The following is a 14,991-nucleotide window of genomic DNA, read 5'->3' as shown; positions in this document are numbered from 1 at the left end:
TTGCGCAAGTTAATAACTACTCTATTCCCTGTTTAATTTTTAGTAATATTGAGGTGGGACTAAAAATTAAAACAAAAGTCATATCTAGCTATTCATCACAAAACAGTGATTAGCACCCACGTGGCGTCAATGCTATAAAATATATATTACTTCGATTTTCAAATAAAAACAGACTAAAGTCAAAGACATTAGGTTTTATTATCAATTAAAAACAACAGCTTAAATAAAACAATCCCGTTTTGCTGCACAGTTAAATCATGCTAAAAAACTATATTTTTACCTATGTTTCTATATTTATAGATCTATGTTTTAGGTAACAAGTACTTACCAATATAAATTAGTAACGTAAAGCTCTAAAAATCACTCTTTAAAGCGCTATTATTCAGTAAAACTGTTTTATTAAAAGAAGTGTGTTTATAGGTAACTACGGTTATTCAAACATACAAAAAAGCCCATATTAGGTGCTACCTAATATGGGCTTTTACACTCTCGCTAAATTATAGGCGCTTTATACAAGCATTCTTATAAAGATAACTCTTTTTTTGCGCGAGTTAAGTTATGTGTTACAAGTGAGTTTTTAGAAATTTGAACTGCTTCATATAAATCAGAAATACCAGCAGTGTCTTTTTGAGCCTTAATACGTGCTACACCACAGTTACTTAATGCAAACGATGTAAGTTCACGTACTTTTAAACGTGGACCATGACTTTGCTTAAGTAAAGCAATTGCTTGTGTACAAATAGCTTCTGCTTCTTCGTAGTTTCTTGATTCAACATTTAAAGCACAGCTATTAAATGATTTTTCAAATGCAGGTGCTGCAGTTACAGAGTCTTCAATAACCATTAATTTATAATCACCTTGATTAGCCATTGCAGCAGCTGAGCAAGTTAATAATGAGCCAAGAGCGATGGTTTTTAAAAGTGTAAATTTCATGATTATATTCCTAATTAATTAAGTCGTACTTGTTGCCGACAACTAAACTTTAGAGTGTTAGCTCAATTACCACAAACGATAAAAACAAACCTAATAAGTGAATAAATCTAACCTATAGACTTTAGTCTAACAACCGTAAAAATACTTATTAATTACAATTAGTTAAAAACCATAAAAACAACTAAACAATAAATAGAAAAATACATTTTTTTATTTTTAATAATACCAATTCGCTTAATTAAGTGGTCTATTTTGAGGATGGAAAAACGTGTTGATAGCTAGGCAAAAAATTCGCTATTTGGTTGTTCTAAATGAGAATTTTTTAACGCAGGTAGCGACACGTTTAGCCCCGCAAAATGATTATGTATTATTGCGGATTGGTATAACACAATACAAAGTTAATAAACACAAAAAAGCCGATGTTGGGGTTTAATCCAACATCGGCTTTTTTACTCTCGCAATTTTATATCATGCTTTAGTAAGCACTTTATAAAACACGATATAAAGGTTTTTTATAACGATAATTCTTCTTTAGCGCGAGTTAAGTTGTGCGATACCATTGAGCTGTTAGACAATTTTGATGCTTCGTATAAATCAGCAAGTGCAGCTGTATCGTTATGCGCTTTTAAACGTGCAACACCACGGTTGCTTAATGCGAATGACGTAAGTTGGCGTACTTTAAATTTAGGGCCATCTGCGTCTTTTAAAAGTGCGATTGCTTTAGTACAAATTGCTTCCGCCTCAGCGTAGTTTTTTGACTTAACATTTAGTGCGCAGCTATTAAATGATTGCTCAAGTGGCTGTGGCGCTGTTGCAGTTTCAATAACCATTAATTTGTAATCACTTTGATCAGCCATTGCAGCAGCTGAACATGTTAATAGTGAGCTAAGAGCGATAGTTTTGATAAGTGTAAATTTCATGATTAATTTCCTGTAAGTTAAGTCGTACTTGTTGCCGACAACTGAACTTTAGAGAATTAACACAACCCCGACAAACGATTAAAACAAACCTAATAAGTGAAGAAAATTAACCTATAGACCTTAGTCTAATACGTTTAAACTTTTTCTATATATTTAAATAACTTACGAACCAACAATCGTGCCTAAAATCGCTACTTTACGTTTTAAAATGTATATAATTATTTATGCTTTTTTTTAGTTGGTTTTATTTTAAACACCTTACTTTGGCGTAGCTGAATAACAATCAAACAAATTTATACATTTAATTACATGCAATACTAAGTCATGTATTTATAATTGTAGCTCTGGTAACTTTTCATCATTAATGGATTAACTTTTTTGACACACACACTTCCTCTTTTTGTTTTATTAAGCACGCTTTTATCATTTAGCCAAAATGCTAACGCAAGGCTTTTACTCGGTAACAACATGCCTAACACCGGTATGTTTATAAAATCAGAATTTAATGGCGATAGCAGCATTACATCTGCGGGTGTAGAAATGATGGTCAAACAAAATTACAGTAACTTTGGTGTTGTTTTTACAAGCGCAATTGGCGCGGCAGTAATCGATAATAAACAAGGCGAGCAAGAAGAATTTATAACGTGGGACAATGGCATGAAGCTTGGTTATTTTAATGACTTTTTTATATACGCCGAGCTTGGCTTAGATCTGTTCGAACTCGCCTTTAAAAACGATAGAGGCGATAACACCTACCAAATAGAAAAATCGAACAACGATATAGACGGCTACGCAGGTATAGGTGCGGGTTATCACTTTAAGCCATTTAAAATAGAAATATTTACCCGAGCACGCCAAATAGATGGCGACTACTGGGAAGCACAAGAACATATTTACAGCGGTGTGCAGCTCAGCTTTACGTTTTAATTGCCCTTTTGTTTTATAAGAAAAATAAAAGCGTGTGAAATACAGCTATTTCACACGCTTTTTAAAAAATTATATTTAACGGATAGTTTTGGCTACTTTACCAATACTCAAACCCTGAATTAAAATAGAAAACACCACAACCGCATAAGTAAGAGCCAACAAAATATCGCGCTCGTTCCCATCAGGTAGTTGCAATACCAGTGCAACCGAAATACCACCGCGCAAGCCACCCCAGGTTAAAACTTTCCATGCACCAGATGGCAACTCTAATTGCTTATTAAATGTAGTGGTTGTTATACCCACAACGATTAAACGTGCGAGTAACGCTATTAAAATTGTTAAGCCACCAGCAATAAATAAATTACTCGAAAATGCAATCATGACGACCTCAAGCCCTATGAGTACAAATAAAATGGCATTTAAAATTTCGTCAATCAGCTCCCAAAATAAATCAACGTAATGGCGTGTTTTGTCGCTCATAGCCATACTACGACCATGATTGCCCACCATTAGCCCCATCATTACCATTGCAAGTGGGCCCGACAAATGCCAATGGCTTGCCAATGCATAACCACCAATAACGCCCGCTAAAGTAAGGAGTACTTCTTCTTGGTAACTATCAATACTTTTAAGTAAGTAATATAAAATACCACCTAATACCAAACCAAAAACAATACCGCCACCGGCTTCAACCGCCAGTGTGTGCGCTACATAATAAGTTGTAGGAATATCACCACTTGATAAAACACCCAATAAAAGCACAAAAATAACCACGCCTATACCATCGTTAAACAACGATTCACCCGCAATCACGGTTTCAATACTTTTAGGCGCCCCCGCAGATTGTAAAATTCCCATTACCGCAATAGGATCGGTTGGCGAAATTAATGCGCCAAACAGTAAGCACCAAATAAACGCTAAATCAAAACCAAGCAAAGGAAGCACTAAATAAAGCGCACCAGCAACAATAACCGTTGATAACAAGGTACCAACACAGGCCAAAATACCTATTGGCAATTTATAGCGCCTTAAATCGCTAACATTTACATGTAGCGCCCCAGCAAACAGCAGCATAGAGAGCATGCCATCAAGCAAAACTTCAGTAAAATCTAACTGATCGAGCAAACTCACTTCGTAATCTATAAGATCATCAAATCCTAAAAAGCCCAAAAATATAGCGCCGATAGATAAAAGCATCGAAATAACCATAACGCCAATGGTTGTTGGCAAACCAATAAAGCGATGGTTTACATAGGTGAGTAACGCGGTAATTGATAAAAATATCGCACTTATTTCAAGTACGCTTAGGCTGGTTCCTGGTGCCATGGTTTAAATCTCAATATTTATTTAATGGTGCCTTACTCAAAATAAGCAAAGCAGAAAGGATATTATTTTTTATACGGTTATCTCGCATTATATTCGCGTAGCCTAAACAAGCATACCCAAAATATTAATTATAAATACACACCCTACTCTATTAACGTATTTAAAGTATTAACTCACGCGTTAAATAAAACAAAAAAACCCATGTTAGGAATTAACCTAACATGGGTTTTTTTACTCTCGCTATTTTATAACATGCTTTTGGTAAGCACTTTATAAAAGTGTTTATAAAGTGCTTATAAAGAAAGCTCTTCTTTAGCGCGAGTTAAGTTGTGCGATACCATTGTACTTGTCGACATTTGGTTTGCTTCGTATAAATCAGCAAGACCAGCCGTATCGTTATTCGCTTTTAAACGTGCAACACCACGGTTGCTTAATGCGAATGACGTAAGTTGGCGTACTTTAAATTTAGGGCCATCTGCGTCTTTTAAAAGTGCGATTGCTTTAGTACAAATTGCTTCAGCCTCAGCGTAATTTTTTGACTTAACATTCAGTGCGCAGCTATTAAATGATTGCTCAAGTGGCTGTGGCGCTGTTGCAGTTTCAATAACCATTAATTTGTAATCACTTTGCTCAGCCATTGCAGCAGCTGAACATGTAAGTAGTGAGCTAAGAGCGATAGTTTTGATAAGAGTAAGTTTCATGGTCGTAGTCCTGTTGGTTAAGCCGTGCTTGTTGCCGACAACTGAACTTTAGAGAATTACCACAAAAACGACAAACGATTAAAACAAACCTAATAAGTGAATAAAACTAACCTATAGACTTTAGTCTAATACCAAATTACTAATTTACGGCAATTGGTATTTATACAATCAGCAACCAAACCAACACTTTATTTAGTACGTTCAAGCAACTTAACTACTTGGGCTACAACCATTTCTGGCTCATCATTTTGCGGGTAGTGATAGCTCTTATTTGTTATTACTATTTCACCTTGAGGAAATGCATTAGCCCACTTGGAATGTAAGTCGCCCCACATTTCCCGCGCTTTGTCAGTAAAAAATAATACAGATGGCTTTTTATACTTTTTAACTGAGGCGATAACAGTCACGGGTATATCAGCAATTTGTGGATAATCTGGTAGCGGGCGTTTTGCCCAAAAATCTAAATACTGATTCGACATTCCATTTTTCATATCGTCGAGCTTTATTGCTGCAATTTCTTTTTCAGCGCGTGGCAAATCAATCGCGCGCATAATATCTACATCGTGCTCTGATGCAGGCTCAATTAACATCAACGCTTTAATATGATTAGGGTATGTTGCAGCAAATACACGCGCTAGATAAGCACCATAAGAATGCGCAACATACACAACAGGCTCTTCTATTTTCAGTGTTTTGAGTAATAACACAGCCTCAGCTGCATATTCTTCTGAGCTATAGTTTTTCTTTACTTGTGCAGAGCCGCCATTACCGATACGAGAATACCGTATAACTTTAGCGTGCTTGGTAAGTGATTCAAAAACCGGATCCCAATCACTTAAACCAGCAGAGCCGCCCGCTTCAAGTAAAATAGTATGTTTACCTTTACCAGCTAGCTCGTATTCAACGTCAAAGCCATTTACTTGAACTTTAGCCAGTCCAGCTAAAGCACTAGTAGATATAAGGAATGAGCAAAGGAATATTACTTTTAATTTTAATCTCATTGCTTTCTGAACCAAAAAATCTCTTATTAAGATTTATTTATATTATTTAGTACCTGAAAAAGAACCGCTGACGATCCGTTCCCAAACTTGCTTATCAAAATATATACCAGAAACTTTACATGCTACTTCTGCAAATTCGATGTGCGAAGGGGAACTAAATTGAAAGTGATTGCGGTCACGAAGTACTTTGCTTGTGTGGTAAATAACATCAATAGCTACCAGTAATAACCCACCGGTATGAAATTGGATTGATGATTTAAATGCAAATCTATCTTTAGGCTCTATATTAAGTGATGCATTAAACCATTCTTCAATTTTACTCTCTCGACTATATATTTTCTCAGATAGGTTTGCTGAGACTTGATTTAGGTTTTTTATCAATAATCGAACCTCTTTTGAAGGTATGTCTTTTGATGCTGCCAGTTCAAGTAATAGACTATTAACAAAACTCATATCTAGCTTACGTAGCCCTGAGTACTTCGATTTTAAATTTGAGTCGAAGTCATCTAATAAACCTTTGATATGGCTAGTAAAAATATCTTTAATTATTTCAAATTCATCATATAAAGCTTTATTTTGTGCTTTGACTCTGTCATTGAACATTTTTACAGTAAAATAGTGCCCCATATAACCACCAGCTAAAGCACATAGAAGTCCAATTATCATATTTACCATTAATCACTTTCTCCATTAGTCAAAGCCGCTATTAATTTAATGTTCAAAATGCTTATATTCCCTATTTATAAAATATTACCCTTATAACTACATTAATAAAGACATTTTCACCACACTAACCAACAATATTAGCGACTGGTATTGTTACATTATTAAACATCACTAACACATCATTTATCACCCAAACCTATAAACTCCCTCGCCCATATGCCATAATCTAAATAATTCATTATTTTAGTAACTTGGCACGTATTTAGGCGTTTTTAAGTTAACTACTCAGGGTTTTCAGCATGGCATATCAAGAGCAAAATCAAGCAACAATCTATTGGCACGACTACGAGACTTGGGGGGCAAGCCCGCAAAAGGATAAGCCGAGCCAATTTGCGGGTATTCGTACCGATCTTGATTTAAATATTATTGGCGAGCCGCTTATTGAATATTGTAAGCCGCAAGCAGATTACTTACCTCACCCTGAGGCGTGCTTAATTACAGGTATTACGCCACAAGTGGCAATGAAAAAAGGCTTGGTTGAAGCTGAGTTTATAGCAAAAATTCATGCCGAATTTAGCGTGCCAAACACCTGTGTTGCCGGTTATAACAGTATTCGGTTTGATGACGAAGTAAGCCGTTATAGCTTTTACCGTAACTTTTACGACCCATACGAGCGTGAATACAAAAATAATAATAGTCGCTGGGATATTATTGATTTAGTACGTGCTTGTTATGCGCTGCGCCCTGAAGGCATTGAATGGCCGTTAAAAGAAGATGGCAGCCCAAGCTTTAAGCTAGAGCATTTAACGGTAGCTAATGGTATTGAACACGCTGCAGCGCATGACGCGCTAAGCGATGTAACCGCCACTATTGCACTAGCTAAACTAATAAAAGAAAAACAACCAAAGCTGTATAACTTCTTTTTTGGTTTGCGTAATAAAAAAGCCCTTGCTGAATTGGTTGATGTATTTAACATGACGCCGCTGGTGCATACCACGTCGCGCATACCTGCAACACAAGGCTGTACAAGCTGGATTGCACCAATGAGCTTTCATCCGGTAAATAAAAACGCGGTTATTTGTTTTGATTTAACCCAAAATCCACAAGTACTCATTGATTTAAACGTAGAAGAGTTACGCAAACGTTTATACACCAAACGTGTAGATTTAGCCGAGGGTGAATTACCTGTTGGCTTAAAACTGGTGCATTTAAACAAGTGCCCTATTTTAGCCCCAGCTAAAACATTATTGCCTGAAAACGCCGCCCGCCTAGGGATTAACCGCGAGCAGTGCTTAGCTAACTTAGCTATTTTAAAAGCCAATACCGACCTTCGCGATAAAGTAACCGAAGTGTTTAACGAGCAAGGCGATTACAGCGCAACTACTAACGTTGACTACTTACTTTACGATGGGTTTACAAGCCATGCCGATAAAGCTAAGTTTGCGATTATTCGAGATGCAAAACCAGATGAGTTAGCTGGGTTGAAGTTAGACTTTGAAGATAAAAAGTTTAATACGTTATTGTTTAGATACCGCGCCCGTAACTGGCCTGAAACGCTAAACCAGCAAGAGCTTGACCAATGGCGCCAGTATTGCCAAAACAAGTTAATGCACGGGGAAGATCAACCGTCGATTAACGCGCAAGATTTTATGATCACCCTTGAAAACCTAGCGCATGAACATGACGACAGCGAAAAAAATCTTACAATTTTAAAGGCGCTATATAATTACGCTCAAAGCATGTAATTTGCTTTAATTTTGTTTATATAACACATTAAAAACGCGACGCTTTAGCAATAAAGCGTCGCGTTTTTGTTTATAAATACCTGTACCACTTCAAACAAAGCAAAATCTATTTCACAAAGAGAAGCGAATGAGGAGTAAATGAGAAGACATAAAACAACAATCTTTTTTATCTATCACTGCCTCTAAAGCGCAGCGCCTCACAACCTCTTTGTGAATAAATTATTTTACGGGCTTTGCCCGTCACGCAAGCAAGCTTCGCGTCTACAAGTAAAACTCATATCAACACTTTGGGGATTACTTAAATAAAACACTATTCACAAAGAGAAGAGCAAGAGGAGTAAATGAGAAGACATAAAAACAATAAATTTTAGATCTATTACTTCCTCTAAAAGCGCAGCGCCTCATAACCTCTTTGTGAATAAATTACTTTACGGGCTTTGCCCGTCACGCAAGCAAGCTTCGCGTCTTGTATCTCTCGTTGATAAATGATTAGCTATCATTTATCACATCGAAGTCAGTGAGCTTGCCTTCGCGCCTAGTATTTAATACTGCTCCGTAGATAAAGCCCTGACTTTCTATTCTCACAAACTGAATGGTATCCAAGCACACTTTTATTTAAGTAGATGCTGTATGTACAAGGGGAGTAAGTAGAGATGATGTTTATCGGCATTGATATTAGTAAAGAGAAGATTGATTTATCGTGGTTGAGAGACCAGCTTACAAACAAGATTAAAACAAAAGTCTTTAAAAACAAGCATCAAGACTTTTTAGAAATAGAAAAATGGCTTTTAAATACAACTAAAAGCGCTGCTAGTGAACTCGTTATCACACTCGAACCAACGGGTGTTTATCATGAAGCGCTGATGTATTTTTTACACGAGCAAGGCTTTAATATTATTTTAGCGAATCCTGGTAAAGCTAAAAAGTATGCAGACGCGTTAAACATAATTCATAAAACAGACAAATCTGATGCAACGATGCTTGCCCATTACGGCTGTGCAAAGCACGCAGTCGTTGATTATTGGCAACCTGAAGCGTTAGAAGTTAGAGAGCTTAAAGCCCTTATTCGTCGTTTAGATGCGCTTGAGAGTAACCGACAACGAGAAGCTAACCGATTAGATGCAAATGAATTTAGCAACGTTTCAGCACGTGTTTGCCAATCGATAAAAGTGACTATCGCGTTTTTAGATGACGAAATTAAACAGCTTAAATCTGACATTGATAACCACATAGATAGTGAGCCTGATTTAAAAAGAAACAGGAAACTACTTGAGTCTATACCTGGCATTGGGCCCGTATTATCGAGAGAGCTGACATATTTGTTTGCGGCTAAAAAATTTAATAAAGCCAAAGAAGCAGCAGCTTATTGTGGATTAATTCCACGGCATAATGAATCGGGTAAATTAAAAGGGCGAACATCAATCAGTAAACTTGGGCCAGCCAGAATTCGCTGCAAACTCTATATGGCAGCTATTGTCGCTGGGCAATGGAATAAAACAATAAAACGACACAAGTTAACATTAATAAATAATGGTAAAACACCGATGCAAGCTGTGTGTGCAAATATGCGAAAGCTAATTCATATATGTTTTGGTGTAATAAAAAACCAAGAAGCGTTTAAGCTCCAAGAAAGTTAAATACGACCTTGAAGCTTAAAATGAGAGATGGTATCTACAAAGTAAAACTCACCGCTACACTTTGGGGTAAACGTAGAGCTTGCTAACGTGAAAAGCGCAGCGCCTCTAACCTCTTTGTGAATAAATTACTTTACGGGCTTTGCCCGTCACGCAAGCAAGCTTCGCGTTTACAGCGTTACTTTTTATGCAGTGCTTCAATGCGTGCTAGTAAGCTTGAGGTGTCGTATCTGCCGCCGCCAAGTGCTTGTACGTCGGCGTAATATTGATCGACCGTTGCGGTCATTGGTAAAGTAGCGCCATTGTTTTTAGCTTCATCGAGTGCAATGCCTAAATCTTTACGCATCCAATCTACGGCAAAACCAAACTCATATTCACCCGCCCACATTGTTTTGTAGCGGTTTTCCATTTGCCACGAACCGGCTGCACCTTTAGAAATGGTCTCTATTACTTTTTCACCATCAAGCCCAGCTTGCTTGGCAAAATGTAAGCCTTCGGCTAACCCTTGTACTGCGCCAGCAATACAAATTTGATTAACCATTTTACAAAGTTGTCCCGAGCCAACGCCGCCTAGTAATTGGCTAAAACGACTAAACGCCGCCATAACTGGCTGCACTTTAGCAAATACGGCTTCGCTGCCACCCGCCATAACCGTTAATACGCCGTTTTCGGCGCCAGCTTGTCCGCCCGATACAGGCGCATCTATAAAGTCGATATTTTGCAGAGCCGCTTTTGCAGCCACTTCACGTGCTACTTCGGCAGAGGTTGTGGTGTGATCAACCAAAACAGTGTGCGGTAACATGCCCGCTAACACGCCGTCGTCGCCATACACTACTGAGCGTAAATCGTCATCATTACCAACACACATAAATACAATGTCGGCATTGCTTGCAGCTTCGCGCGGCGTTAGTGCAAAGCTTCCTGAATGTTCTGCAGTCCACGCTTTTGCTTTAGCTTGAGTGCGGTTATAAACGCATACGCTGTGCCCTGCTTTTGCTAAATGCCCCGCCATTGGGTAACCCATTACGCCTAAACCTATAAATGCGACTTTCATTGACATAAAAATGACCTATTTAACTGATAACTTAGAAACTAGACCTCGATTATGTCAACCGGTCGATAAAAAAGCGAATGAAAGTCTTTATAAAATTTCCTTAACGGGAAAGGTAAGTAGGTAACCTATGGACAGTATTTATCAATTTAATGCACCACTTTATAACAGCGAAAATTTTCCTCTTAACCAGTTACAGGGCAAAACCGTCCTTATTGTTAATACAGCGAGTAAGTGTAATTTTTCGGTGCAATTAAACGCACTCGAAAAGCTCTATCAGCAATACAAAAGCAATGGTTTTACTGTGCTTGCGTTTCCGTGTAACCAGTTTGGCCAAAATGAGCCGCTTGATAATTTAGCCATTAAAGACTTTTACCAAGATCAATTTAATATCTCGTTTGAGGTATTTGGTAAGGTAATGGTAAACGGGCCAGAAACACATCCGTTGTTTAATTATTTAAAGTCGCATACGCGGGGTATTTCACAAAACCGCGCAATTAAATGGAATTTCACTAAGTTTTTAATTAATTCACAAGGGCAACTTGTTGCACGCTATGCACCGCGTACTAAGCCCGAAACACTTAAACAAGTAATAGAAAATAACTTACTGCAAGCTGCAAAGTTAAGCGCTGCAAGAGGTGGTAAAAAGGTAGCATCAAAAATACCTTTGTTTACGCCAGCTAAGGCTTAATTTAAATCAATAAAATGCGTGTTACTAAAGCATAGGTTTATAAAGTAGTTTATTGTATTGATACTTATTAAGCGTCGAGGCTATTACCATGAACATTGCTTTTTTTAGTACTCAAAAGTACGAACTGCCTTTTTTTGAACAAAGTACACGCGATCACCGTGATATAAAAATAACGTATTTTGAACAAGCCCTGAGCGAACAAACGGCTATTTTAGCAAGCGGGTTTGATGCCATATGTGTATTTGTTAACGACACTGTAAACGCCACGGTTATTGAACAACTGGCAAGCCAAGGCATAAATACTATTTTGCTACGTTGTGCAGGATTTAATAACGTTGATTTACCTGCAGCAAAAGCACATAAAATTAAAGTATTACGCGTACCAGCATACAGCCCAGAAGCAGTAGCCGAGCATTGTATTGCACTTATGCTAACGCTTAGCCGTAAAACCCATAAAGCGTATAACCGCGTACGCGAAGACAACTTTGATTTAAACGGGCTACTAGGTTTTAACTTGCACAGTAAAACCGTGGGTATTGTAGGTTGTGGTAAAATTGGCCTTGCGCTGTGCAACATTTTAAATGGCTTTGGCGCTAAAGTATTAGTGTGCGACCCCTACGCACAACCTGGCAATTATACAATTACCGATATAGACACCTTACTTAGCCAAAGCGATGTGATTTCTTTGCATTGCCCCCTAACGGAGCAAACTCATCATTTAATAGATGATGAGGCATTTAGTAAAATGAAAACCGGCGTTATGCTTATTAACACCTCTCGCGGGGCACTCCTTAACAGCAAAGCGTGCATTAATGCACTTAAAACTAAAAAATTAGGCTACTTGGGGCTCGACGTTTACGAGCAAGAGTCGGAGCTGTTTTTTAAAAACCACAGCGACGAAATAAACCAAGACGATATATTCTCGCGTTTAGTGAGCTTTAAAAATGTATTAGTAACGGGGCATCAGGGCTTTTTTACCCAAGAGGCACTCACAGAAATTGCTAATACAACAATACAAAATGCACTTGAAGTAAGTGAAGGTAGGCCTCTGACTAACGAGGTTTTATAAACACCTAGGCTTTACCTAAATAACCGGTACAAAAAAAGCGAATAAGGTGAGCCCTATTCGCTTTTTTGTTTAAAAATTTACTTTAAGCAGAGCTTAGCCAAATGCGACGTTTGCAAATACTAAGGTCATTAATATTGGGCAAACAAAACGAATATACTGAGCAAACCAGTAATGTACGCCGGTTGTTGCTTGGTGTAATTTATTACCACGCTGCCACATCCACCCTACTGTAATAAAGTAAAATAAGCCCATAAGCGGTAGTTGGTATTGGGTAAATAGCATAATTACTAAGCCAAATAACCAATCAAAATTTAATATAATTGCGCTTGCACATACAAGTACAACGGCGCTCACTGCCCATGTTGCTTTGGTGCGACTAACGTTATGGTTTTCGACTAAAAACGCTACCGGAATTTCAGTGGTCGATATAGTTGACGTAACCGATGCGATAGACATTAATACAAAAAACAATAAACCAACTAATAGGCCAATTTCACCCATGGTGCTAAATAGCTCAGGTAAAATAGCAAAAATAAGTTGCCCTTCGCCAATCAGTTTACCGCCACTAAATACTTCAACACCGTTGTGTTGCGCCACATAAATAGCAGGAATAATGAGTAACCCAGCTAAAAAAGCAACGCCAGTATCAAGTAGTGCAACACCTGCTGTGAGCTTTGGTAAATTAGCATCTGGTTGTAAATACGAGCCGTAAATCATCATACAGCCCACACCTAGTGAGAGCGAAAAAAACGCTTGCCCCATTGCCGCAATAATTAAATTAGGGTCCAGTATTTGGCTAAAATCAGGAATTAAATACGCGGCAAAACCTTCGCTTGCGCCATCGAGTGTTGCAATGTAGGCAATTAAACCAACTAGCAGCACAAGTAACAGTGGCATTAAACGGCGCGACCAGGTTTCGATTCCCGATTTAACCCCTTTTAAAATGATACTGGCTGTTAAAATAAGCATAAGCGGCGTAAATACAAAATTACGCAGCACTGAGTCGCTATGTAAAAATTCGCTTGCGCCTGTGAAACCTAAAAAGGTTGTTATGGGTTCAATAGCGTACGAAAGCATCCATCCTGCCACTATTGAATAAAAACTTAGCATAACAACTGCGCCCGCAAGGCCTATGTAACCTGCTGCTGCGCCTACTTTACGGCTAGTGTTTTGCCATGCATCGCCCAATGCTTTTACAGGATTAGCTTGTGCTTTGTGGCCTAAATAAAGTTCGGTATACAACGCAGGAAGCGCAAGTAAAAATATAACAATAAAATAAACCAGTAAAAAAGCACCGCCGCCATGGTTGGCCGCTTGCGTAGGAAAACCCCAAATATTACCCAAACCCACTGCTGCGCCAGCAGCGGCTAAAACAAAACCAAGTCGGCTTTGAAACCCATCACGCACTTGTGCCATACATCTACAAATCTGTTATTATTTTGATTATTGTGAATTAAACCATATTTCATGCCAGCTGAGTAATAAAATTGTACCCAGCCTTTATTAGTGGCGTTAACCGCTCACAATATCAGCGACTTCTTTTGCTTTAGGGCTTTTATGACTGAACACTATTTTAAAAATGCCTTGAGTATTACTTCAACTCAATTGGCAAACTTGTCTTTAGCGAGTAACAGCATTTTATTATTTAATGCTAAAACACTTGAGCTTAGTGACTTTAATTTGCCTGATTGCTTAAGCCCATTTGAGTTAACCATTATAAACCGCCGCAAAAGCCCACAAGCTAAGCAAGAGTATTTAGCTACGCGGTTATTGTTAAAACACCTTATTAAAATAATGCAGCCGCAACATACGCACGTAGCCCTTAATAAAATGAGTACAGAATTTGACGAAGCAAGCTCAAAGCTGCAAATACATATGAGTGGTGATGTTATTAATACCTGTATTTCGCATTCGCATGGTTTAGTTGGGGTCGCGCTAAATTTTGATAAAAGTGAGTTTGGTTTTGATATTGAAAAAGTAAGCCTAAAGCGCCCGTTTGAAAAGCTCGCTAAGCATTTTTATCATAATGATGAAATTACACTTATTACCGAGCCTACTAATACCCAAGCCCAAGCAGATACGTTTTTTAGAATTTGGACATTAAAAGAGTCACTTGCTAAAGCCACCAGCCGCCCTATTGCAAAGTTACTTAGCCCTAATGTGTTTGACGAATTAAATAGTGCAAAGCTGAGTGCTTGCAGTAATCGCGTTACTGTAGCTGATAGCAGTGACAGTAATGCTTGTTTTGATGTGAGTGTGGTGCATAAAAAAAGCACCGACTGGCGATGCTTTTTATTAAATGACTTTATTAACTGATTTTACTAGTT

The 14,991-nt window shown here is 38.0% G+C and carries 14 protein-coding genes; 6 read left to right on the top strand and 8 right to left on the bottom strand.

What is annotated here, in order from left to right:
• Nucleotides 1-522: 522 nt before the first annotated feature.
• Both H5122_RS01855 and H5122_RS01850 read right to left on the bottom strand, forming a co-directional pair.
• Nucleotides 523-933 (bottom strand): hypothetical protein, encoded by a 411-nt coding sequence (locus H5122_RS01855; RefSeq protein ID WP_182681106.1) that lies wholly within the window; start codon nt 931-933, stop codon nt 523-525.
• A gap of 512 nt (nt 934-1,445) precedes the next feature.
• Nucleotides 1,446-1,853: a hypothetical protein gene (locus tag H5122_RS01850; protein ID WP_002963253.1), complete on the bottom strand. Its 408-nt coding sequence runs from the start codon at nt 1,851-1,853 to the stop codon at nt 1,446-1,448.
• A 378-nt stretch (nt 1,854-2,231) separates the two neighbouring features.
• Between H5122_RS01850 and H5122_RS01845 the strand changes: the two genes are divergently transcribed.
• Nucleotides 2,232-2,780, top strand: coding sequence for a hypothetical protein (locus H5122_RS01845; protein ID WP_182681105.1), 549 nt, complete (start codon nt 2,232-2,234; stop codon nt 2,778-2,780).
• Between the two features lie 75 nt (nt 2,781-2,855).
• Here H5122_RS01845 and H5122_RS01840 read toward each other — a convergent pair whose 3' ends face one another.
• The 4 genes from H5122_RS01840 to H5122_RS01825 form a co-directional block, all read right to left on the bottom strand.
• Nucleotides 2,856-4,106: a sodium:proton antiporter gene (locus H5122_RS01840; protein WP_024600634.1), complete on the bottom strand. Its 1,251-nt coding sequence runs from the start codon at nt 4,104-4,106 to the stop codon at nt 2,856-2,858.
• A gap of 293 nt (nt 4,107-4,399) precedes the next feature.
• Nucleotides 4,400-4,807, bottom strand: coding sequence for a hypothetical protein (locus H5122_RS01835; RefSeq protein WP_101162764.1), 408 nt, complete (start codon nt 4,805-4,807; stop codon nt 4,400-4,402).
• 188 nt (nt 4,808-4,995) lie between these two features.
• Nucleotides 4,996-5,808 carry an alpha/beta fold hydrolase gene (locus tag H5122_RS01830; RefSeq protein WP_182681104.1) on the bottom strand — a complete coding sequence of 271 codons (813 nt, stop codon included), beginning with the start codon at nt 5,806-5,808 and terminating at the stop codon, nt 4,996-4,998.
• 42 nt (nt 5,809-5,850) lie between these two features.
• Nucleotides 5,851-6,483: a hypothetical protein gene (locus H5122_RS01825; protein ID WP_182681103.1), complete on the bottom strand. Its 633-nt coding sequence runs from the start codon at nt 6,481-6,483 to the stop codon at nt 5,851-5,853.
• 290 nt (nt 6,484-6,773) lie between these two features.
• On the opposite strand from H5122_RS01825, the gene sbcB reads away from it, so the two are divergent.
• Together sbcB and H5122_RS01815 are read left to right on the top strand one after the other, a co-directional pair.
• The gene (gene sbcB / locus H5122_RS01820; RefSeq protein WP_182681102.1) at nt 6,774-8,219 is read left to right on the top strand and encodes an exodeoxyribonuclease I; all 1,446 of its coding nucleotides are present in this window, start codon (nt 6,774-6,776) and stop codon (nt 8,217-8,219) included.
• A 653-nt stretch (nt 8,220-8,872) separates the two neighbouring features.
• Nucleotides 8,873-9,856 carry an IS110 family transposase gene (locus H5122_RS01815; RefSeq protein WP_182681101.1) on the top strand — a complete coding sequence of 328 codons (984 nt, stop codon included), beginning with the start codon at nt 8,873-8,875 and terminating at the stop codon, nt 9,854-9,856.
• A 175-nt stretch (nt 9,857-10,031) separates the two neighbouring features.
• Here H5122_RS01815 and H5122_RS01810 read toward each other — a convergent pair whose 3' ends face one another.
• Nucleotides 10,032-10,913 (bottom strand): NAD(P)-dependent oxidoreductase, encoded by an 882-nt coding sequence (locus tag H5122_RS01810; RefSeq protein WP_182681100.1) that lies wholly within the window; start codon nt 10,911-10,913, stop codon nt 10,032-10,034.
• A gap of 121 nt (nt 10,914-11,034) precedes the next feature.
• Here H5122_RS01810 and H5122_RS01805 point away from each other — a divergent pair, with 121 nt between their 5' ends.
• On the top strand, nt 11,035-11,595 hold the full coding sequence (locus H5122_RS01805; RefSeq protein ID WP_182681099.1) for a glutathione peroxidase: 561 nt from the start codon (nt 11,035-11,037) through the stop codon (nt 11,593-11,595).
• 88 nt (nt 11,596-11,683) lie between these two features.
• Nucleotides 11,684-12,664: a 2-hydroxyacid dehydrogenase gene (locus tag H5122_RS01800; RefSeq protein WP_182681098.1), complete on the top strand. Its 981-nt coding sequence runs from the start codon at nt 11,684-11,686 to the stop codon at nt 12,662-12,664.
• A gap of 93 nt (nt 12,665-12,757) precedes the next feature.
• On the opposite strand, the gene H5122_RS01795 is transcribed toward H5122_RS01800, so the two are convergent.
• Nucleotides 12,758-14,080: a sodium-dependent transporter gene (locus H5122_RS01795; protein WP_007375800.1), complete on the bottom strand. Its 1,323-nt coding sequence runs from the start codon at nt 14,078-14,080 to the stop codon at nt 12,758-12,760.
• 141 nt (nt 14,081-14,221) lie between these two features.
• On the opposite strand from H5122_RS01795, the gene H5122_RS01790 reads away from it, so the two are divergent.
• Complete coding sequence (locus tag H5122_RS01790; protein ID WP_182681097.1) at nt 14,222-14,980, top strand: 4'-phosphopantetheinyl transferase superfamily protein; 759 nt, start codon at nt 14,222-14,224, stop codon at nt 14,978-14,980.
• Nucleotides 14,981-14,991: the final 11 nt, after the last annotated feature.

Source organism: Pseudoalteromonas sp. SG43-8 (genome assembly GCF_014164245.1).
Classification (GTDB): domain Bacteria; phylum Pseudomonadota; class Gammaproteobacteria; order Enterobacterales; family Alteromonadaceae; genus Pseudoalteromonas; species Pseudoalteromonas distincta.
The sequence above is the reverse complement of the archived record's forward strand: the minus strand, read 5'-3'. Positions and strand labels throughout refer to the sequence as shown.